General features: G+C 61.4%; 19 protein-coding genes. 8 read left to right on the forward strand and 11 right to left on the reverse strand.

The genetic code is table 11. The features are described from left to right. Positions 1-40: 40 nt before the first annotated feature. Positions 41-862 (forward strand): ABC transporter permease, encoded by an 822-nt coding sequence (locus tag AB1E33_RS27995; RefSeq protein ID WP_372580513.1) that lies wholly within the window; start codon positions 41-43, stop codon positions 860-862. Here AB1E33_RS27995 and AB1E33_RS28000 read toward each other — a convergent pair. The 3 genes from AB1E33_RS28000 to AB1E33_RS28010 all read right to left on the reverse strand — a co-directional run bounded on the left by AB1E33_RS28000 (position 792) and on the right by AB1E33_RS28010 (position 4,410). Continuing rightward, complete coding sequence (locus tag AB1E33_RS28000) at positions 792-1,844, reverse strand: glycosyltransferase family 2 protein (protein ID WP_372580514.1); 1,053 nt, start codon at positions 1,842-1,844, stop codon at positions 792-794. The genes AB1E33_RS27995 and AB1E33_RS28000 overlap by 71 nt on opposite strands. A 108-nt stretch (positions 1,845-1,952) precedes the next feature. Continuing rightward, entirely contained in the window at positions 1,953-2,996 is a 1,044-nt protein-coding gene (locus AB1E33_RS28005) for a ParB/RepB/Spo0J family partition protein (protein ID WP_372580515.1), read from the reverse strand. A 25-nt stretch (positions 2,997-3,021) separates the two neighbouring features. Beyond that, positions 3,022-4,410, reverse strand: a complete 1,389-nt coding sequence (locus tag AB1E33_RS28010) for an AAA family ATPase (protein ID WP_372580516.1) — start codon at positions 4,408-4,410, stop codon at positions 3,022-3,024. A 424-nt stretch (positions 4,411-4,834) separates the two neighbouring features. Between AB1E33_RS28010 and AB1E33_RS28015 the strand changes: the two genes are divergently transcribed. The 3 genes from AB1E33_RS28015 (at position 4,835) to AB1E33_RS28025 (ending at position 8,641) form a co-directional block, all read left to right on the forward strand. Further along, positions 4,835-5,863, forward strand: coding sequence for a replication initiator protein A (locus AB1E33_RS28015; protein ID WP_372580517.1), 1,029 nt, complete (start codon positions 4,835-4,837; stop codon positions 5,861-5,863). A gap of 124 nt (positions 5,864-5,987) precedes the next feature. Next, on the forward strand, positions 5,988-7,145 hold the full coding sequence (locus AB1E33_RS28020; RefSeq protein ID WP_372580518.1) for a GSCFA domain-containing protein: 1,158 nt from the start codon (positions 5,988-5,990) through the stop codon (positions 7,143-7,145). 14 nt (positions 7,146-7,159) lie between these two features. Then, positions 7,160-8,641 carry a hypothetical protein gene (locus AB1E33_RS28025; RefSeq protein ID WP_372580519.1) on the forward strand — a complete coding sequence of 494 codons (1,482 nt, stop codon included), beginning with the start codon at positions 7,160-7,162 and terminating at the stop codon, positions 8,639-8,641. Positions 8,642-8,666: 25 nt separating this feature from the next. Here AB1E33_RS28025 and AB1E33_RS28030 read toward each other — a convergent pair whose 3' ends face one another. Continuing rightward, positions 8,667-9,683, reverse strand: a complete 1,017-nt coding sequence (locus AB1E33_RS28030; protein ID WP_372580520.1) for a lysylphosphatidylglycerol synthase transmembrane domain-containing protein — start codon at positions 9,681-9,683, stop codon at positions 8,667-8,669. 304 nt (positions 9,684-9,987) lie between these two features. Here AB1E33_RS28030 and AB1E33_RS28035 point away from each other — a divergent pair, with 304 nt between their 5' ends. From AB1E33_RS28035 to AB1E33_RS28050, 4 genes are all read left to right on the forward strand, one after another. Continuing rightward, complete coding sequence (locus AB1E33_RS28035; RefSeq protein WP_372580521.1) at positions 9,988-10,992, forward strand: NAD-dependent epimerase/dehydratase family protein; 1,005 nt, start codon at positions 9,988-9,990, stop codon at positions 10,990-10,992. Positions 10,993-11,139: 147 nt separating this feature from the next. Next, entirely contained in the window at positions 11,140-11,397 is a 258-nt protein-coding gene (locus AB1E33_RS28040) for a hypothetical protein (protein WP_372580522.1), read from the forward strand. A gap of 103 nt (positions 11,398-11,500) precedes the next feature. Beyond that, the gene (locus AB1E33_RS28045; RefSeq protein ID WP_372580523.1) at positions 11,501-12,244 is read left to right on the forward strand and encodes a sugar transferase; all 744 of its coding nucleotides are present in this window, start codon (positions 11,501-11,503) and stop codon (positions 12,242-12,244) included. A gap of 355 nt (positions 12,245-12,599) precedes the next feature. After that, positions 12,600-13,490: a glycosyltransferase family 2 protein gene (locus AB1E33_RS28050; protein ID WP_372580524.1), complete on the forward strand. Its 891-nt coding sequence runs from the start codon at positions 12,600-12,602 to the stop codon at positions 13,488-13,490. Positions 13,491-13,525: 35 nt separating this feature from the next. Here AB1E33_RS28050 and AB1E33_RS28055 read toward each other — a convergent pair whose 3' ends face one another. The 7 genes from AB1E33_RS28055 to AB1E33_RS28085 all read right to left on the reverse strand — a co-directional run. Then, a complete protein-coding gene (locus AB1E33_RS28055; RefSeq protein ID WP_372580525.1) occupies positions 13,526-14,983 on the reverse strand; it encodes an oligosaccharide flippase family protein in 1,458 nt (485 codons plus the stop codon). A gap of 6 nt (positions 14,984-14,989) precedes the next feature. Continuing rightward, on the reverse strand, positions 14,990-16,630 hold the full coding sequence (locus AB1E33_RS28060; protein WP_372580526.1) for a hypothetical protein: 1,641 nt from the start codon (positions 16,628-16,630) through the stop codon (positions 14,990-14,992). 17 nt (positions 16,631-16,647) lie between these two features. Beyond that, positions 16,648-17,385 (reverse strand): SDR family NAD(P)-dependent oxidoreductase, encoded by a 738-nt coding sequence (locus AB1E33_RS28065; RefSeq protein WP_372580527.1) that lies wholly within the window; start codon positions 17,383-17,385, stop codon positions 16,648-16,650. Further along, positions 17,382-18,728, reverse strand: a complete 1,347-nt coding sequence (locus tag AB1E33_RS28070) for an FAD-binding oxidoreductase (protein WP_372580528.1) — start codon at positions 18,726-18,728, stop codon at positions 17,382-17,384. The genes AB1E33_RS28065 and AB1E33_RS28070 overlap by 4 nt, the downstream gene beginning before the upstream one ends. Beyond that, positions 18,725-19,144 carry a GtrA family protein gene (locus AB1E33_RS28075; protein ID WP_372580529.1) on the reverse strand — a complete coding sequence of 140 codons (420 nt, stop codon included), beginning with the start codon at positions 19,142-19,144 and terminating at the stop codon, positions 18,725-18,727. The genes AB1E33_RS28070 and AB1E33_RS28075 overlap by 4 nt, the downstream gene beginning before the upstream one ends. Beyond that, positions 19,141-20,631 (reverse strand): UbiA family prenyltransferase, encoded by a 1,491-nt coding sequence (locus AB1E33_RS28080; RefSeq protein ID WP_372580530.1) that lies wholly within the window; start codon positions 20,629-20,631, stop codon positions 19,141-19,143. The genes AB1E33_RS28075 and AB1E33_RS28080 overlap by 4 nt, the downstream gene beginning before the upstream one ends. Positions 20,632-20,953: 322 nt before the next feature. After that, a partial coding sequence (locus tag AB1E33_RS28085) for a calcium-binding protein (RefSeq protein ID WP_372580531.1) occupies positions 20,954-21,782 on the reverse strand: 829 nt, incomplete at its 5' end.

The raw sequence follows: 21,782 nt of genomic DNA on the forward strand, positions 1-21,782 counted from the left end.
TCGGGCGGGCACGCACAGGCCAAAACGAGACGATGCGCATATGTCTGCCTCCTCCGACCCAGGAATGCACGCGATGGAACCGGGGCGGGGCACAGCCCGCCGCTGGACCACACCACGCACGATCACAGCCCTTATTCTGCGCGAGATGTCGACCCGCTACGGGCGCAATCCCGGCGGCTATATCTGGGCGATTCTGGAACCGCTTGGGATCATCCTGATCCTCAGCTTCGGGTTTTCCCTGCTGATGCGCAGCCCGTCGCTGGGCAACAGTTTCCTGCTGTTTTATGCCTCGGGCTATCTGGTGTTCAATCTTTACCAGAACCTGTCTCTGACCGTTTCGAAAGCGATCAGGTTTTCACGCCCGCTGCTGATGTATCCGGTGGTCACTTGGGTGGATGCGATCCTGGCCCGGTTCATTCTCAACCTGCTGACCGGCCTGCTGGTTACCTATATCCTGATAACAGGCATTCTCGCGACCGTTGACAGCCGGGCAGTGCTGGAGATGGGGCCGATTGCCGAGGCGCTGGGACTGACCGCGCTGTTGGGGCTGGGATTGGGCACGTTGAACTGTGCCATCGGCGGTCTCTATCCGACCTACGAGTTGATCTGGTCGATCGCGACGCGTCCGCTTTTTTTGGTATCGGGTATCTTCTACATCTACGAAGACATGCCTCAGAACGTCCAGGATGTGTTGTGGTACAACCCGCTGATCCATATCACCGGCCTGATGCGCTCCGGGATTTATCCGACGTATCATCCGCTCTATATCAGCGAAATCTTCATCCTGATCATCAGCCTGTCGACTTTGCTGATGGGTTTGATCCTGTTGGGTCGCTACCACCGGGACATTCTGAACCGCTGACCGGGGCTCCGGCCAGAGCCAGGACCTCGTCATGGCAGAGATCTGTGTTTCGGGCCGCCGCATCCCGCAGCGCCCGGCGCAGCAGGCGCAGATAAAGAGACTTTTCCGCGCCATATCGCCCGACCGCCAGATGCCATTTCAGCCCCAGCAGCGGCAGCAGGAGCCAGAACAGCAGAGGGGCCGCTGCACGATACATGAGTAGCCGGTTGCGGCAGTAATAATAGACCTTCCACAAGGGGCGGATGACCTGCGGACCCAGTGCCTGGAATGTACTGAAGTCATGTTCGAACCGCAGCGCGGGATCGAACAGAATATTCCAGCCCCGGCGGCGCAGGGTCAGCGTATAGATCACGTCATCGCCATAGAGAAACAGACCCGGTTCCGGATATCCGATCTCGTCGATGATCCGGCGCGGAAGAAAAAGCCCCACGAAAGAGGTCAGATCGATGGGGCAGGGGGTGTCCGCATCATAGGCGCTGCGCGGGATATGATAGCCATCGCGCCCCCGGACCAGCGACCGTAGGAAAAGGGCAGGGGACCAGAATGGATTGCGCGACGGGCGATTCATCTCGCATATGCGGCCGTCGGGGAAATAGACTGCGGCGGCAAAGGCGGTGTCATCCGCGCGCGGATGGGCGTGAAACAGGGCCAATGCGCCCGGCGTAGGACAGGCATCATCATCCATCACCACCAGCCAGTCCGGATCCAGATGCTGCATGGCATGGCGCAGGCCGCGCTCGAACCCACCGGCGCCGCCGATATTCTCCGCGCTGGCGATCACATTCAGCCGGGGGTCCCGCTGGGATTTCAGCCAATCGGCGGTTCCATCCGTGCAGGCATTGTTAACCACCACGATCGCGTCCAGATGCGCCGAATCCGCGGCCAGAAGGCGGGCCAGCGTTGGTTTGAGCTTGGCAAGCCGGTTATGGGTGACCACCACCGCCACCAGACGGCCCGCTCCGGGCTGAAAATCTGCCGTCATCCAGGGATGCTCCTTGTCATGTCGCATCGGCAAGGGTCACAAATTCGCCCCCCTGTCAAACCGGTCTCACGCCTGCAATGTTTCGCGCGCGAAACACTTTGGTAACCATCATCGGGCGTGCAGCCAGCCCTGCAAAGCATTAGCCAACTCTTCGGAGACCTCGTCACCCACCAATTCAATACGGCCCTGAGTCGGGATAAAACGCAGCTCAAGCCCGTCGGAAATCCGCATCACCAGACGTTCGCCGCCGGCGATGCGCGCGCGCGGACGGGCTGGCGGTGCAGTTGATGGGGCAGGGGAGGGCTGCCGCTCGGCCACCGCATCCGCCAATATTCGCATCTCGGCCCCAGCGCTATCGCGCGGAGTGTTGCGCAGCCGGTCTTTCAAAGCATCCGCAAAGCCGGGATCGCGCACCAGTTCTCGGGCCAGCGCCAGCCCCAGTTTCTCGCTGATGGCCGAGGGGAAATAGAGGGTGTCATCAAAAGCATCAACCAGGGTGATGAAGGTGCCGATCTTGGAGCGTTTCGAGCGTGCGGCGTTGGCATAAAGCCCCTGCAGGGCCAGACGTTGGTTGGGATAGACCCCTTCCTTCATCGCGCGCACGGCGATGCGGGCGCGTTCGTAATGGCTGAGATTCACCCGGATCTCGTTTTCCTCGACCATCGCCACATAGGACTCCTGCGCGGTCTCGGGCCGGATCACCATCGCCCGTACCGTGGTGAATTTCGGATCAGAGGTTTCCTTGGACAGCCGTCGCAGCGCGGTCAGGCGCCGCCAGCCCGAGATCAGGCCATGGGTGCGTCCGCCAGCAGGGTCGGGCAGCAGCACCACCTCGATCGGCATTTGCTGGCCGCGGGCGCGCAGACTGTCGGTCAGCGCGGTCATCTCTTCCTCGTCCTGCACCAGACGGTCGCGCACCAGATGGCGTTCGTCGATGACGTCAAGCGGCAACAGTTCGATCATCCGCCCTTCGGTACGGGCGTCCTGCAGCGTCTGGGCCACTTCTTCCAGCGCCGCCGTGGCCGAGGCCTCGCCTGCCACCTGCGCGATCGGAGCTGCTGATATACCTAGCGGCATGGATTTGGTCTCGGGTGCCGCCCCTATGCCAAGATAGCCGGGTTGCGCCGGGGTCAGTCGCTTGCGTTTCGCCATTGTAAGATCCCCTTGTTAGAGCCTGTTATTCCGCTGCCTGTTGCGTATCCAACTCGCCACGCCGCCAGATGCCCAGCAACAGGCGCTTGAAGGCAGCATAGGTGGCGTCAAACGTCTCGCGCCCGCGCGCATAGGTCTCGCGGTTGAAATCCCGGTAATCGGCCTCGTAAATGCCGTTCACCTGCTCGCCCGCTTGCCCGATCAGCGCGGTGAAGTCCTGTTTATGTGGGCTCAGCACCTTGCCCAGATAGGCCTGCATCAGCCCCGACAGCTCGCCCTGCTGCGCCCCGTCATAGCGGGTGATCACTGCGCGCACCGCATCCCACTCAAAGCCGATCTCGGGGCGGCCCAGGGCGCGGGCGGCGACATTCTCACCCTCTTCGATGCTGGCAAAGGTGGAATGCAGCATGTCGAAGAACCGGCCCGTGGAATCGAACTCCAGAAAAGACGCCCCCAAGGGGACCAGCAGGATATCGGCCGCGGCCAGACCGTTGATGGTCAGGTAGCCAAGGGCAGGGGGTGTGTCGATGAAGACCAGATCATAGTCGTTCAGCACCCCGTCTGCCTCAAGCCGGTCGGTGAGCGCATCCCACAGCTTCCAGCCGCGCGCCTGCATCCGCCAGACTGGCACCTGGAACTCGGCCCAATAGAGGTTCAACTGCGCGCCGATCAGATCGATGTTAGGCCAGTGGGTGCTCTGGATCAGGTCCTGCGCAGTGACATCCATCGCCGCGGTCAGCGCCTCATCCAACGGTTGGGGCGGGTCGCCCCGGTCGAGACGGCGCTGGTTCTCGGTGCGCAGATATTCACCGTAATGGCGCGCCAGCAACGGGAAGGCGGTCTGCCACTCATCCTCGACCACGCCGCCAAAGATCGAGGTCATCGAGCCCTGGCTGTCCAGATCCACCACCAGCACCCGGTAGCCGTCCAAAGCGGCCGACATGGCCAGATGCGCCGCGGTCGAGGTCTTGCCGACGCCACCCTTGAAATTGGCCACCGCCACCATCTTGGCGGGCTGACCGGCGGGGCGGTAGGGCAGGTAGTTCTTGGCCTTCGATCCTTGCGCGCCAAAGAAGGCCCTGAGCCGCAGCACCTCATCGAGGGTGAACCATTTGGCGCCGCCTTCGGTTTCCGACCGGCCTTGCGGCAGGTCGGGGTTCTGCTTCAGCACGCGGCGGAAATGGGCCTGGGCCACCGGGATCAGATAGCGGGTAATTTCCCAGGTGGAAAACAGTCGCAGGTCCTTGCGACCTGCCTCGTTGAGGCCCCGGCTGGCCAAGTCTGCACGGCCCTGGGCGCAGGCGCGAGCGATCTCGGCAAAACCGCCCGTCTCTGTGGGTAAGTCCAGTTCTGCCAGCGCAGCATCGGGATCGATGTTGAAATAGGGGGGAAGGAACGTGCTGTCCTTGGCCATGGTTTCCTGCTCGATGTATTGTGTTTTCTACATGATACCGAAAAAGGCGTCACATGGAAGAAAAACCATCACAAGCGGCGATTTTTCTCAGGAAAAGAAGGGGATGCTGATGCCGTTATAGCGCAGATGTCGGGGGTTTGCGTTTTTTTTAGAGTGTTAGATTCGTGTTATTTATAGTTACGCTGCTATGTCTGTTTCCTTTTTGTATTTTATTTCAATTGGTTCCCGGACTTCAAAAGGGACCTTCCGACTCTGAAACCCCGATAAAGTGACTCCGAACCCCCGAGCAGGCGATTCCGAACCCCCGTTGCGAGGTCCTGTGGATAACTCTAGGCTGGGTGTCACTAAAACCACGAAAGATTCCCGGACCGGAAAACCGGCCGGAGACAGGCCCCGACAAGAGGGCCGCTATATTGAGGCGACGATGAGCAGGTCAGCAACAGGCGGGGCAGGGGGGTTACTCCCTGACCGGACACGGCAGGGTGATTTTTTCCTCTGCGACATTTTCGATGCGATCCCCAAGGACGATATCGCCAGCATGGAACATCCGCTGTTCTCGCTGGCGACCCGGCCCGACCGGCGCATCCTGAGCTATACCCATAACGGGGCCGAGATCACGGTGACGCCCAGCGTCAAGGGGCTGGCCACGATCCATGACAAGGACATCCTGATCTTCTGCGTCAGCCAGCTGATGGCGGCGATCAATGCGGGCCGCGCGGTCAGCCGGACGGTGCATCTGAAGGCGCATGACCTGCTGATGGCGACCAATCGCGAAACCTCCGGCGATGCCTACCGGCGGCTGCGCGAGGCGTTCGAGCGGCTGGCCGGCACCCGCATCACCACCAATATCGTCACCGGCGAGCAGGAGACCACCACCGGCTTCGGCCTGATTGAAAGCTGGGAGATCGTGCGCAAGACGCGCGGCGGCCGCATGGTCAGCGTGGCGGTGACGCTCAGCGACTGGCTTTATCGCGCGGTGCTGTCGAAATCGGTGCTGACGCTGTCCCGCGATTACTTCCGCCTGCGCAAACCGCTGGAGCGGCGGATCTATGAGCTGACGCGCAAACATTGCGGACGCCAGCCAGCCTGGACCGTTTCGGTGGACACGCTGCTGAAGAAATCCGGCTCGGCCTCGCCGCGTCGTGTCTTTCGCAAGATGGTGCGCGACATGATCGAGGCCGATCACCTGCCCGATTACGAGATGCGCGAAGAGCCGGGTGACCTGATCCGGTTCAGCCCGCGCGGTGGTCTGATCGAAGGCGAGGCCCGCCCGCCGGTCCTGTCCGAGGACACCTATGCCCAGGCCCGCGCGCTGATGCCCGGCGCTGATGTCTATGGGCTCGAGGCGGAATGGCGCGGCGTCTGGGTGCGCTCGGGCGCGCCGCGGCTGCGCAAGCCGGACGCGGCCTTTCTGGGCTGGGTGAAGAAGCGGGCAGGGGGTGTGGGCAGTTGAAAACACTTCGACCCGCGGCTAGGGTTCGCGGCAACCCCAAGCGGTACGTCGCGGCCCGGTTTCAATCGGCTATGGCGACCAGGATCAGCGTCACACAAGACGCGCATGAAGGGAATGGCAGGCAATGAGCACTCGCAGGGCATCGGCTCTCAAATTTCAGGTCACCACCAAGGATTCCGCGGAATTCCGGACCTGGTTCCGGGGCGAATACACCAATGGCAACCCGCATCTGGCGCATCTGCTGAGCGAGGATGCGATGGACAAATACGTACTGCATGGCTGGACGCCCGAGGCCCCTATCATCACGCCGGACACCCAGATCACCGCCTTTGGCAGCTGTTTCGCGGCCAATATCTCGAACTACCTGTCACAGCGGAACTACAATGTTCTCAACAAGGACAAGAATGCCAAGCGGGCCTATGTGGTGGGCTGCGGCGAGGGGATGGTCAATTCCTTCGTGATCCGGCAGCAATTTGAATGGGCCTGGGAGGGCAAGGTCTTCGACCAGCCGCTCTGGCATGGCTACAAGGCCGAGGAATACGGCTATGACGCCGAGGTGCAGGCCACCACCAAGGAAATCTTCGACAACACCGATGTGTTCATCCTGACCTTCGGCCTGTCCGAGATCTGGTATGACGAGCCCACCGGCAACGTGTTCTGGCGCACCATCCCCAAGGAAAGCTATGACCCCGAGCGCCACAAGTTCCGCGTCAGCACCGTCGAAGAGAACAAGGACAACCTGCGCGCCATCTACGATCTGATCCGCAAGCACCGCCCGGATGCCAAGATCATCTACACGCTGTCGCCGATCCCGCTGCTGGCCACCTTCCGCAACAATTCCTGCATCACTTCGAATTCTGTCTCCAAAAGCGTCCTTCGGGTCGCCATCGACGAGGTGATCCGCGAAAAGCAGGAGGAAGGCGTTCTGCATTACTGGCCCTCCTACGAGATCATCACCGATGTGTTCCGCCAGCCCTACAAGCCGGACCGCCGCCACCCCTATGAAGAGGTGCTGGACTACATCATGATGCTGTTCGAGAAGACCTGGTGCATCCCGCATGACAACGAAGAGGCAGACCGCCCCGACATAAAGGTCGGCTTTGCCAAGGCGCTGGTGGCGTCGCGGCTGGTGCCGGGCGTGATCACACGGGTCATCGCCAAGGACAACGATCACGCCATCAACCGGCTGCTGGGACGCGACCAGATCATGGATGAACCCAAGTCGGAGCGCTCAATACGGCGGTTCCTGAAAAGCTTCCTGAAAGACGCCGACGCCGCCTGAACCGGAGTTGACCCATGTCTGATGCGGATACTGTCCTGCCCCTGGCCCTGCGGGAATGCGCGGCGCGCGGCCTGTCCGCCGATGCCCTGTTCCCGTTCCAGTTCACCCTGGGGCCGGCCTCCTGCGCCGGAAAATCCGGCCTTGTGCCGAAACCGTTCGGAGACCGTACCCTGTCCCATTCCCGCCGATTGGCCGTGGCCGCGCTGCGCGATGCGCGCGGCATCGAGATCGGCTATTGCCTGGGCGTGGCCGTGGATGGGGCGGGCGCGCGGCTGCGCAACCGCGTGCTGGCGGATGTTGCGGCAGGTGCCGAGGATTTCTGGCCGCGGATCGAGGAGTTCGTGATCGGGCTGGCGGGCCGCTACCTGTTGCTGCTGCGGGACGGGCGCGAGGCGCGCATCTATGGCGATGTGACCAGCAGCTATCCCTGCGTGTTCGATCCGCAAACCGGGCAGGTGGGTACGACGCTGCTGATGGCGCTGCCCCGGGACCTCGTCGAGAGCGATGCGGTGGATTACCAGATGGCGCAGGCAGGCACGCACCGGATGCCCTTCGGTCATACCCGTGACCGGTTTGCCCGACGTCTGGCGGCCAATCACTATCTGCGCCTGTCGGACATGTCCGAACACCGGTTCTGGCCGCGCCCCGATGAGGTGGCCGATACCGATGATACCACCGCCGAGATCGCGGCGATCCGCACGCGTCTGGCGGGGATCATCACGGGCATAGCAAGCTCGGACCGGGTGGCGCTGCCGCTGAGCGGCGGTAACGACTCCCGCAACCTTCTGGCCTGCGCCAAACCGGTGCGGCACCAGATCGCCCGCTATTTCACCCAGACCCATAACCGCAATAGCCGGGTTGATTTCAGATCTGCCCAAGGTCTGGCCCAGGCCTTCGACATCCCGTTGGAACATCACGATGCTGGCGCGGAGTTCAGCGCGGAGGTGCTTGCCGAGAGGATCGACCGCTATCGTTTGACGACCGGGTTTTCAGTGCCGCCCCTGCATACCCAGAACAAGAATTTCTGGGACGATCTGGGCAGCGACGAGATCGTGATGCTGGGCAACGTCATGGAGATTCTGCGTGCCACCCATTGGCGGACCGGCGATATCACCCATCGCAAACTGAACCGGAAATTCGGGCTGAAACGCTGCCTGTTTGTCGGCGGGGGCGGGTTCACGGCGGATTTCGTCGCCAGGTGGCTGCCGGAGTACAATGGCTGGTTCGCGGCGCTGCCGACGGACGCGCAGAGAAAATACATCGATTTCGGTTTCCTGGAACACAACCTGCCAAATCTCGGTCTGTCGCTTTGCGGGCAGTTGGAGAATTTCTACCTGTCACCCTTCAACGACCGGGAACTTTGCGCGCGCTCGGCCAGGCTGCCGCTGGAGTACAGATTTTCCAACCAGGCCAATACCGACCTGCTGGCGCTGGCTGCACCGGAACTGGCCGAGGTGCCTTTTGCCTGGGAAATCCACTCTGGCAAGGCGGCCTGACGGCAAAGAATTGGGTGGGGCAGGGTCAGCCGCCCTGTCCGGCCTCGGACCAGGCCTCTGCCGGGGTGTTGCGTTTGCGTTTGCGGATCGCGAACAGCACCCCGCCGGCGGCGGCTTGCAGCAGCACCATGGCGAGTGCGATCCAGGCCAGCGAGATGGCCTCGGCGGCACCGACGCCAAAGGCGCCGAACAGATAGACGAAGATCTGCTCGCGGATGCCGATGCCGTTCACCGAGGCCGGGATCATCATCACAAAGAGCGAGACCGGGATGATGCCGAAATAGATGATGATCGGCAGCTCGATCCCCAGCGCCAGCCCGATCAGGTAGAAATGCAGCACCACATTGGCCTGGAACACGATGGAGATGCCCATGCAGCGATAGACCGCATCCATGCGGGTGCCGAAGACCCGCGCGGTTTCCGAGATATTGTCGGCGATCTTGCGCAGCTTGCTGAATCCCGGCAATTGCCAGATCCGCGCCCCGCCGCTTTGGCGGCGCATCAGCATCAGCCCAAGACCGGCCGCGATCAGCAGCGCCGCGACCACTGCCAGAATCCAGTGGATGCCGGTTTTGCCGACGATTTCACGGCCCACCAGGGGCAGGGCGAGCCCGGCCAGGACCAGCAGGCCGAACATGCCCGTCAGCCGCTCCACGAACAGGATCAGGAAAGACCGCGTATAAGACCGGACCCGGTCGGAAATGTCATAAGCGCGCATGAAATCGCCGCTCATCAGCCCGGGCAGGAAGGCGTTGAAGAAGATGCCGATCGTGTAGGCGCGGATCAGCTCGATCAGTGGCACCGCAAATCCCTGCGCCGCAAGCAGGATCTGCCAGCGCCAGGAGCACAGCAGATAGCCCACGATATTGAGCGAGAAGGACAGGACCAGCAGCCAGGGATTGGCGCGCCCGATTGCACCCCAGATTTCGTCCATGTTGTCGATCTGGGTATAGAGCAGCCAGGTCAGCAGCCCGGCGCTGATCGCGGCCTTGATGGCAAGGGTGAGGATCGGGCGCCAGCGGCGTTTGGCGGTATCAGCCATCTGCCTGCACCCATTTCATGTAGCTCGTCAGGGCGCCGTCCCGGGTCCGGGTCAGCCTTTCTCCGCGAATGGGTCGGTCCATGAAAGTCCTGTTGTCAAATACTTGCGGTCCCCCACCGCCGTCGTGCTGTCTAGCACAGGTTCCGGCAAATCAAATCAGCGATGCGATTTTCAGTCCGGGCGTTTCCGTTAGGTCAACAATGTTGAATAAAAACTCCCAATGTCGCCCTGCATGGGCGATCTGCGTTGCATGCACGGCAGAGCGGGGCTAGGTCTGATCACCGGATTGCGGGGAGTATTTTTGATGCAGCGCATTTTCGTGACCGGCACAGCCGGCTTCATCGGTTACCATCTGGCGCGGCTGCTGCTTGACGAAGGGTTCATCGTCGGCGGCTTCGACGGCATGACCGATTACTATGATGTGCGCCTCAAGGCGCGCCGCCACGCGATGCTGCATCAGAGCCCGAATTTCCGCGCCACCGAGGCGATGCTGGAAGACAATGACGCGCTTGCCGGAGCGATCGAGGCGTTCGAGCCGGATGTGATCGTGCATCTCGCAGGGCAGGCGGGCGTGCGCTACAGCCTGGAAAACCCGCGCGCTTACGTGGATTCCAACGTGGTCGGCACCATGAACGTGATGGAGGCCGCGCGCACGGCGGGCGTCCGGCACCTGCTGATGGCGTCCACCTCGTCGGTCTATGGCGCCAATGAAGAGATGCCGTTTCGGGAAACCGACAAGGCCGACACGCAACTGACCATCTATGCCGCCACCAAGAAGGCCAATGAAAGCATGGGCCATGCCTGGGCGCATATCCATAACCTGCCGATCACCATGTTCCGCTTCTTCACGGTCTATGGCCCCTGGGGTCGGCCCGACATGGCGCTGTTCAAATTCACCCGCGGTATTCTCGAAGGCACGCCAATCGACATCTACAACCACGGCGACATGTATCGCGACTTCACCTATGTGGAGGACCTGGTGCGCGGCATCCGGCTCTTGATCGATGCGGTGCCGGGCGGGCCCGATACGGCGGTCGAGGGCGACACGCTGAGCCCGGCAGCGCCCTGGCGAGTGGTCAATCTGGGCAATTCCGACAAGGTCAAGCTTTTGGATTTCGTTGATGCGATTGAGGCGGAATTGGGGCGCAAGGCGATCCGAAACTACATGCCGATGCAGACCGGCGACGTGCCTGCCACCTGGGCCGATGCCAGTTTGCTGCAGAACCTCACGGGCTACCGTCCGCAGACCGATTTCCGTGACGGCGTGGCGCGGTTTGTCGCCTGGTACCGGGACTATTACGAGATCTGACGCCCGGGGCGATTCTGCCATCTGCGTCCAAAATTGAACGAACGTGGCAGTCTCCGGAAATTGGCATGACTGCAAGCATCTGTTTTAATACAGAATTTACGCTTAGATTGTGAATCCACTCTCAGGAATCGGCGCGCAGATATAAGTATGGTTATGTTAAAAGTCGGAGATTTCACAGGTATTCATGCGCAAGTCGCCCTTGGAATGCCTGCAGGGCAAGCCGGGCGCATGGCGTCGCGCCGGGGGCTCGATTCGGTTCTGGATGTTGTCAAATTGCCTAAATTTGTGGGGATTGTTCCCGCGAATCACACATCTTCTCATCAATTTGCGGCGCAAGGCAGGGAATTTTCGGGCAAACTTAAGGCAAATGAGTTTGGCGCTTGCGGTGACGTTAAGGAATGCTAAACTCTACCCACAATACCGCCCTGCATATTTTTGTCGGTGGGGTGTTGGGGGACTACTGATTGTAAAGTTGTTTTTTTGTGTGTGGTGAGTGGGGGTATCTGTGATGTCTTTGGATTCCGTGACATCTGTGTCGGGGGAAGATAGGGCCTTCGTCGGACGAGGAGAGACGGCATGCCGTTTCTCGCGGTCTGTTGGCGAGGTCCATATTGCCGGTGGATTCCGGTTGTCCGAGAAGTTCGTGAAGCGGCTTTGCGATGTTGCATTGTCGTTAGTGATGATCGTGCTGTTTGCACCCATCATGGCGCTGCTGTCGCTGTACATTGTCACGGTGTATCGGGTATCGCCGATCTTTCGCCATGACCGTGTCGGCCTGGATGGCAAGGTCTTCTCCTGCCTGAAATTCCGCACCATGGTGCCCAATGCCGGCGAAGTGCTCAACAGACTCCTGGCCGAGGACCCGGTCCTGCGCCGGGAATGGGAAGAGACGCGCAAGCTCAAGAATGATCCACGGGTCTTTCCCGGTCTGGGAAATCTGATGCGTCAGTCGAGCCTGGATGAGCTGCCGCAGATCTTCAACGTGTTCTTCGGGGATATGAGCATTGTCGGTCCGCGTCCGGTGACACGTGAAGAGTTGGTCCATTATGGATCGGACAAGTCCTATTACGAGGCCGTGAAACCGGGCATCACCGGTGCCTGGCAGATCGGCGGTCGTTCCGACACGTCTTATGAAGAGCGCGTCTCGCTGGATGTGTGGTATGTCCGTAACCTGAGCCTGCGGCTTGATCTTCAGATCTTCTTGAAGACCGTGCTCTTGTTCGTAACCGGTCGGCTGTCCGGAGCCGTCTGACCGGGCCTTCGGGCCCGGGGGTTTCCCCAGATCCTGAATGACGTGTTATGTTCGATGACGAGCATGATCATGAACAGCGGCGCCGACAAGAGCCAGCCGACCAGAAGCCATGCAAGCCAGGACCCTCCGAACACCAGACACAGGGCAAGGCACGATCCGATCGAGATAGCTGAGGAAAAGAGCAATCTGGATATGATCATTGCCTATCTGGATCCTGCCTGTTAGCAAACGCGCATTCGCACCCGTTCTCTCGCGGAGTCGAATGCCCTGATGTTGCGGGATTTCGACCATAAATGGAACTTCAAATTTGCTTTACAAGTGCGTAAGCAAAATATGGCCGCACTGGTGACGGGACATGAACATTGATATTGGAATCTGCACGTTCCGTCGCGACAGCTTGTACGGGACCCTGGAAAGCTTGGCCGCCCAGCAGGGTCCGGACAGCCTGAAACTCCGGATCATCGTCGCTGACAATGATGAACAGCCCCTCAAACAGGCCGAGATCGAAGCGCAGGCAAAAGAGCTGGGGCTGAATCTGTGGTATGTGCATGCCCCGGCCCGCAATATCTCGATCGCGCGCAACGCCTGCCTTGAACATTCCGATGCGGACCATCTGCTGTTTATCGACGATGACGAGATTGCCGGGCCGGATTGGATCGCCAGTCTTCTCGAAACCGCATCGCAGGAGCAGGCCAAGGTTGTGTTCGGCCCGGTTCACGCGGTCTATCCGCCCGGCGCGCCCGATTGGATGCTTGAAAACATGGCCCATTCAAGCGTGCCGTCGGCGCTGAACGGAACCGTCGAGACGGGATTTTCCGGCAATGTCCTGCTGGACCGGCGCGACCCGACCCTGCGCGCGGCCCGGTTCCGTCTCGATTTTGGCCGGACCGGGGGGGAAGATATCGATTTTTTCTTCCGGCTGCACCGCAGCGGCGTTCCCATGGCGATCTGTACGACCGCCATCGTGCACGAACCGGTGGCCCCTTCGCGCCTGTCTTTCAAATGGCTTTGGACCAAGACCATGGCGACCGGCACGATCTACGGGTTCTGCGCCCTGCAGGGGCAGCCAAGAAAGCGGCCGCCGCTGCTGGCCAAAAGCCTGGCCAAGGCGACGTATTGCGGCATGCGCGCGGTGGTCTCGGTGGCGCGCAAAAACAGATGTGCCTTCTGGGCACTCCGGGGCGGGTTTCACCTCGGGGTTCTGAAAGGCTGTTTTACCAAGCCAAATCACGAATTTTACGGCTGACGTCCTTTGTCGGCGTCACGCGGGCCCGGCAGAGTTCAGGTCTGCCGGAACACATCAACCGCAGTCTCGAGTTTCCGGCGCTGCAGCAAGACCGTCAGCCCCAGCCCCACGGCCAGGATGCACCCGGCAAGGGCGATTTCCGCCACATGTCCGGGTGACAGGATCTGCCGCAGGATGATGTGACATCCCACCATGAGGCATGACATCAGCACCGACACAGACAGCGCACGCAGGCAATCGGGCAGACTGATCGGCACCACCTGCTTGGCCAGATACCAGCCACGCGGCACGATCACGAACCCCCAAACCGAAATGGCGGCCGCAACGGCCAATACATCGGAAAGCGCCGCCGCCGCGACCACCAGCACGATATAGAGCAATGCGGATTCCGTGCTCAGCCTGACATGCAGGTCAGTGCGGTTGGTGGCGCGAAAGATGCAGGCGACCAGAACCACGGCGATCGCCTCGAAGGTGAGGCCGGATATGGACAGGGCGAAGATCGGCGCAACCTGGGCCCATTCCGCGGACAGCATCACGGTGAAAATCGCCGTTCCCGCCACAGCCGTCATCGCGAGGGCCGGGAACAGCAGCGTGGCCATCAGCTTCATCGCGCTTAGATAGATCTCCACCAGACGCGCAGGATCGTCCTGTGCCTTGGCCATGCGGACATAGACAACGGTCGAGACCGGCCCGACCAGGCCGAATTGCGGCAATCTGGAAAACCGCGCACTCATCGAGAACAGACCCAACGGCGCTTCGCCGTTGAACTTGCCGATGGCGATGACGGCGGATTGCGCCTTGATCGCCGAAATCGCCGAGACGGCCAAGGCGTTTCTGGCAAACAGCAGATGTGTCCCGATCAAGTGCGGTTTGAAGGTCAGGTTGGGCCGGAACCTGGACAGGGCGACGATCCCCGCCAGCCGGACGACCGCCAGTGAAATCTGCTGCGCCACCAACGCCCAGACCCCGGCCCCCAGAATGGCCAGGACAACGGCAAGGCCAAGGCTGACCACCGTCGTTATCGTCTGGACCTTGGCGATGCCGGTATAATTCTCGCGCCGCTCGATCTCGGCATTGGGGGCGGCGGACACCGCCTGGCACAGCGGAACAACCGCCAGCGCGGCCAGGATCGGCACCAGGCCCGGTTGCTCGAAAAAGGCCGCCCAGAGGGGTCCAATCGCAAGGATGACAAGGGCCAGACCGGTCCCCACCGCAACCATCAGCCAGAACACGCTGACCCATTCTTCGTGATTATAGGAGGGTGCCCGGATCAGCGACCGTCCGAGACCGGCATCGCTGAGCACGCTGCAAAAGACCACCACCGACATGGCCATCGCCATCAGCGCGAACTCGTCAACTGTCAGGTGCCGTGCAACGATCGGCAGCACCATAACCTGGGACAGGGCCAGGAACAGGCGCGCCGACACAAGCGAGCTGACATTGACGAAAAATCCTCTGGCCGGACGCCCGTCAGGAGACTGTTTCACCGCCATTTCACATCAGTCCAGAGATTTCACATCCGCCCAGTCAAAGGTCTTGATCGTCTCGCCGGGGGTCGTTTGTGCCAGCCAGTCCGGTGTTGCGAAGCCGGGCCAGCATTCGGTGCCTTGCACGAAGGCGACCGGCACATAGGCGCTGCGGAACTTATCGTCTGAATAGAGCCCGTCAAAGGCAGTGTCGGCATGCGACCAGAACGCTAGCGAATTGCCTTCCGCGCAAGGCCGGTTGAAGGCGGCCAGCACGTCGGGTGTGTGTTTCCAGAACGTATCCTTGTCGAAGCTTGCATGATTGCGCATGCCCACCTTGACCGGATTGGCATGGGCCATCTCGACCCAGTTCAGACCCAGCAGATCGAGGATCTCGCCGTCATATGCCAACGCGATGCCGCCGGCGGGGCCGACCCCAATCGTGGGAAGCGGCTCGATCTCGTTCAGGAAATGGCCAAAGCCAAGCCCCTGCTCGACCAACGTATATTCTTTGCGGATGTTGAACCGCGACTGGTAGTAATGCATCCATCCAAGGACCAGAGCCCCAACCGCGACAGCCATTGCCGCAATGGTGACCGGACCTTTGAGGGCGCGCGCAGCGATCGGCGCGACAGCCCCGGCGACAAGCAGCGCAAGGCCAACCGGTAGCAGCGGCGCCACAGGCTGATAGAACCGCCACAGCGCGAAGTGATCCCCGCCGAGTGCGGCGTAGAGAGACAGAATGCCGAAGATCGTGGCCGCAATCACCAGCAGCGCCCGCGCGCCGGGCCGGGATTGTGCCGTGCCGATCACCGCCCAGATGGCGGCCCCCAGCCAGATTGCCGCGAGGATTTCGGTAAACGGGCTGCTCAGCATGAAGTCGAACAGGTATTTCAGCCCGTCCTTCAGCCCCTGTACCTTGTCGGAGGACACTTTTGCATAAAACGTGTTGGGAAAGGGTTGTCCGAAATAGGACAGGCGAAACGAGGTGACGGCAGCAAAAGAGGCGAGAGCCACAACAACCGATCCCCCCAGGGCGCGCCAGGACCGCGGGGCGAGGACCCCGCTCAGCAGGAGCAGACCGATCGCGGTGGCGATGCCTTCGGGTCGCACCAGCGGCATCAGCGCTGCTGCCACAAGAAGGCAGGCGGTATTGCCCGGGCCGCGGTCATCCTCGACCAGCCGGGCCAGCAGGAACACCATCCAGATCAGCATCATCGACCAGAGCGCCAGTTCCATCATCGTCCAGACCGACCACATGAAATAGCCGGGGCTGGCAATCAGGCAGACCGACAGAACCCAGATGGCCGGGCCCGGTGCGATCTCCAGCCAGTCGGTCAGGGCTCGCACCAGCCGCAGGGTGGTATAGACCGCCGCCAGCGCAAATGCGGCGCAGAGCGCAATGATGAGGAGTTCCGGTGTGGGCGTCAGGCTGTAGGCCAGGATCAGGATGCCGACCCACAGGAACGCGGTAGAGCCTTCGACCCTTTCGCCGCCGACATTGTAGACATAGCCCGCGCCATTGGCGACGTTTTCCGCGTAAGACCGCGTGATGGCGGCGTCGTCGATGCCGATGGCAGGCAACCCACCCGACAACAGCCAGGCCAGCGCCGCGCCGATGCAGGTCAGGCCCAGTGCCAGAAGGAAATCCTCGAAATGTCGTTCCTGTACCATTGTCGTGTCCGGTCTCTTCAGAATTTTGTTTTCATGAATATACGTTCGGGCAAATGCGTGATCACCGCCATCAGGGCGCGCCAGCGCAGGTCCGAATAGACCTGCCTGCCCTTCTCCATGGCCGTGACAACCCGCTCGGCGAACGGCTCGGCATCGCTGGTCAGCGGCCCGGGCAGGTCCATGCCTTCGGTCATCGCGGTTCTGACAAAGCCCGGCTTCACGGTCATCACATGCAGATCGCTATCGGCGTATTTCTGGCGCAGCCCCGAGATATAGGTCGCAAACCCGGCTTTGGCCGAGCCGTAGACATAGTTCTTTGCCCGCCCGCGATCGCCCGCGACCGAGCCGATCGCCACGATCGAGCCGCCGGTGTCGGCCATGCGGGCGGCGGCCTGTTCCAGAAACAGGCAGGGCGCCAGATAGTTGCTGTCCACGATCAGCTTTGTGGCCTGGGCCTCACCGGCGTCCTTTTCCTGATCGCCCAACACGCCGATGGCACAGACGATGATCGACGGGGTTGCGGGCAGGCCATCGAGAAAGCCCGCATGCCCGTCCAGATCCAGAACGTCAAACTCATGGGCGGTGACCGCGCAATTGTAGCGGATCGACAGGTCGGACACGTCGCTGTCCAGCTCCCCTGCCCTGCGCGCGGCCAGCATCAGCGGGTGGCCACGCTTGGCCAGGGCGGCGGCGATGCCGCGGGCGATGCCGGAGCGGGCACCGAGGATCAGGGCGGGACGGTCGGCAGGTGTCACAGATTTAACCTCTGGGATAACAGGGATTGGAACAAGGGGCGCGATCCGGTGGCGTCGCGCAGGGTGCGAAAGGTCGGCACCCCGTCGGCATATCCGGCTTCCAGCGTGGCTTGGCTCATACGGCTGTCCTTGGCCATGTAGAGACGGCCGCCATGCTGGCAGGTAATCTCGTCCATCTCCGTCATCAGTGTCAAAGCCTCGGGGGACAGTTGAAAGTCGAGCGCCAGAGTATAGCCTTCCATCGGGAAGGAAAGCGGGCGTTCCGGGCTTCCGGGCCCGAACCGTTTGAGCACCGCAAGGAACGATCCCAGACCGGCATCCGAAATGGCGCTCAGCAATTTCAGCAGAGCTTCGCGGGAACTCGCCAGCGGGAAGGCGCATTGATACTGGGCAAACCCGCCCCTTCCATACATGCGGTTCCATTCCAGAATGGCATCCAGCGGATAGAAATACGTGTCGTAATCGACCAGCTGGGTTTCGGGTTTTCCGGAGTTTACCTTGTAATAGAGCCGGTTGAAGGCACGCAGCGTGTAGGAATTCAGGGCCCAGGACGGGGCGTCCATCGGCATGCGCAAATTGCGGCGGGAGGGGATGTCGAACGGGTGTTCCGCCCTGGCGCCGTCCAGCGCGTCCACGGGTGCATGTTCGCCGAGAAACACCAGCGAGCGTCCGCGCGCGGCCCCTTTGGCCAGGCAATCGATCCAGGCCACCGAATAGGTCGCGTCGTGATGCGCCTCGAAAATCTCGATCGCCTGATCCAGATCGCTGGCCTGCAGGGTCTTCTGGGTGATCCAGCCCGAGGGGACCTGCAGCAGCTGTGTACATACCGTCAGGATATGCCCGGTCAGACCGTTTCCGCCGATCGTGGCGTTGAACAGATCGCTGTTTTTCTCACGCGAACAGCGCCGTGTCTGGCCGTCCGCACAATAAAGGTCGAACCAGGCGACGTGATCTCCGAAACTGCCGACCTTGTGGTGGTTCTTGCCATGGGCGTCGACCGCGATCAGCCCGGCCAGGGACACGAATTTGGTCCCCGGAGTGACCGCCGGAAACCACCCGCGCGGCACAAAGATCTGCAGAATCTCGGCGATGCTCAGACCCGCCTCGGCGACCAGCTCGCCACTGGCCGCGTCAAAGGACAGGATGCGGTTTCGCTGTGCGCCCATCAACGTCAGGCCGGGATTCATTGCGATATCGCCATAAGAGCGGCCATGCCCTCGGGCGATCATCCCCTGCCCCGCCTGCGGGGTCAGGTCCGCAAAAGACCGCGGATCCAGAGGTGCGATCCTGCAATCTCTCCGGGGCCAGCGGGCCCAGCCGGACAGGGGTTGAAGCGTGCTCATGCCTTGTGCCCGAACCCGGGCTGCGCGACAAAGACGAAGCGTTTGTCCAGATGGTATTTGGTGCAATAGCCGATACTCAGCCCCAGCACCGCACCGGCCTCGCGCATCAGGTCGGTTTGCCAGATCAGCCAGAACCCGTATTCGGTGCCCCAGAAGATCACGGTCGTCACCACGCCCATCAGCGTATAGAGACCGAATTTCCGGGTCTGCGCGTTTTTCGTCGCGTCAAAGAAGATCCAGCGCTTGTCGAGATGAAACTTGACCACCAGGCCCACGACCGTCCCGGCGAAAATGGCCAGCGGAATGGCGAAATTGCCCTCATACAGCGCTAGTGACAGGCGTTGCGTGAGCAGATTGACGATCGTGGCCACAACCGCAAACGCGCTGTAGCGAAACACAAGCTGGCTGAGTGTCATAGTTGCGCGCTCGCCAAGAATATCGCGCCGCAGGCGGCAAACACGATCAGGCTGACCCGGTCGCGCAGGGCAAAGACGATGGGATCGTCATCCATCTCGCCACGATACGAGATGATTGCCACGCGGTTGATCCAGTAGAGCAGCATCATGCAGACCAGCCAGAGCAGCTTGGGTTCGGAATAGAGGCTGGCGACATTCGAGTTCGACACGTAAAGCGCCAGAATGACGATCGAGCAGTACCCGGATGCCAGCATGGCGCCCAGCACCACCGGCAGGTCGGCGACGCGATAGCCCCTTCCATCGGTGCTGGTCAGGTTGCGGGCCTGCAGATCGGTCAGTTCGGATATCCGTTTGACCGCGGCCAGCGACAGGAACACGAACATGGAAAACGCCAGCAGCCATTCCGACAGCGGGATAGCGCTGGCCGCCCCTCCGGCGACGATCCGGATGGTGTAAAGCGCGCCCAGGGTCCAGATGTCGATCATCAGCTTGCGCTTGAGAACCAGCGAATAGGCGAATGTCAGAGCCACATATCCCAAAAGAACCAGGGCAAAGGACGAGGACAGGAATGCCGCGATCGTCATCGCGATCAGGAACAGCGCTCCGGAATGCACCACGCCATGGGCGACCGGGATCGTCCCGGCAGCAAAGGGGCGGTTGCGTTTTCGCGGGTGCTGGCGATCCACATGCAGATCCAGCATGTCATTGATCAGATAGATGCTGGAGGCTGCCAGACAGAAGGCGCAGAACGCAAAGAACGACGGCAGCAGCGCCGCCATGTCATGCGCGGCCAGCGCGGGCACAAAGACAAGCAGGTTCTTGAGCCACTGATGCGGACGCATGGCCTTCACATAGGGGCGCGCGCGCCCGAGGGTGTTGTCGGTGTCATCACCGGCCAGATGGGTGGCCTCGACGCCCATGCCGTCGACATGCTGGCGCAGGGATGTGTTCGAACCGACCGTGATCGCCTTGCGCGCCCGGGGCCAAACGTCGAGATCCGCGCGCGAGTCTCCGACATAGTCGAAGCCCTTCTCGCCAAAGCGGTCAACCAGCCACTCGGCTTTTTCCGTGCCAGACAGATTGCGCCCGGCATCCGAGCCAACGGCCTCATCGAACAGATCCAGTTGCTCAGCGATCCGGCTGACCTGGCGCTGGTTCGAGGCCGAGACCAGCAGCACCTTGCGCCCATTTGCCCTGGCGGTGCCAATGAGGTCGAGAACCTCGTTGCGCAGAGGAACGGACGTCGCATCGACCACGATCTCGGATGCGAGCCTGTCCTTGAACCCGGCTTTTCCCGACCGCAGCCAGGTCGCCACCTGTGGCAGCCTGACGGGATGCCTGGCAATGAGCAGCAAAAGCGCCTCATGCATGGTGTCGGATTTTGTCAGGGTGCCGTCCAGATCGACGATCAGAGGTACATCTGTTTGATCGGACGTGCCCAAATCAGGCGTGTCTGCCGTTTCGCGCCGCGCTGCAAAGGTCGACATCATATCTTTCCAAAACCAATTAATCGCAAAACTCAAGAAGCGTGACGCTTCAGGGGTGATTCTAAATCATGCCGAACGCGGAGTTGGAAGGATAATCTCTCTGCTCGCTGCCGCGAGGTCCCGCAGGGCCCAACATATATTCATTTTGGGCCAAGAAAACGGAAGTTCAAAACAAAATCGTAACGTGGCCTTCGGCGTTGCCGGATCGTCCTGCGAAAGGAAACCGAAGCGCCAAAGGCCTGTTCATTGTTTCCCGTACCTGGTTCGGGGTTCGGGAATGCGATCCGCAGGCCTGCCGGGCATGGCCTGCGGTTGATGTCGCTCAGAAGATGAAGTCGCTGGCTTCAAGCTCTCCGGTTCCGACGCCGATCAGCGTCATCGTATTGCCGAGCCCGTCGTCGATCACGGCATTCGCATTGCCGGACAGATGCCTCTGCAGGTCGGCGAAATCGTCGATCGCGGCCACGCCCGAGACATCGATCCGGTCACCCGGCCCAAAGCCGGTCACCCGATCCACGCCGGTCGAGAACACCATCGTATCCGCGTCCGCACCGCCGTTCAGCGTGTCGTTGCCGGCCCCGCCGTCCAGCCGGTCGGCACCATTGCCACCCCAGAGCTCGTCGTCTCCGGCGCGCCCCAGCAAAGTGTCGTTGCCGTTGCCGCCAAAGACCCTGTCCTTGCCTGTGCCAGCCCAAACCTCGTCATTGCCGTCCTTGGCGAGGATCTGGTCGTTGCCGTGTCCGCCGAAGACCGTGTCGTGGCCGTAGCCGCTGTTCAAGTAGTCGTTCTGGCCGCCGCCGCCGACCCGGTCATGACCGGCCCCGGAAGAAACCGTGTCATTGCCAAGCCCGCCCCACAGATCGTCCTTGCCATCCATGGCCGTGACATAGTCATTGCCCTCACCGGCGATCACGACATTGTCGCCCGAGCCGGCCAGGATGCGGTCATCATCCGCCCCACCCTTGAGAGTGTCGTCGCGATGGGTGCCGCGCAGTTCACCGTCGGTTGTGTCATCTCCGCCGTGGCCTGTGCCACCGGTGCCGAAGTCCTGGTCGATGGAGTCGATCCCGCCCTGGTAATAATGTTTGATCTCGTTGGACGGAGGCGTGAAGCCTGCGACCTTGTATTGCTGCAGTTCTGAATCCTTGAAC

It is taken from the genome of Ruegeria hyattellae, from assembly GCF_041537925.1.
Taxonomy (GTDB): Bacteria; Pseudomonadota; Alphaproteobacteria; order Rhodobacterales; family Rhodobacteraceae; genus Ruegeria_C.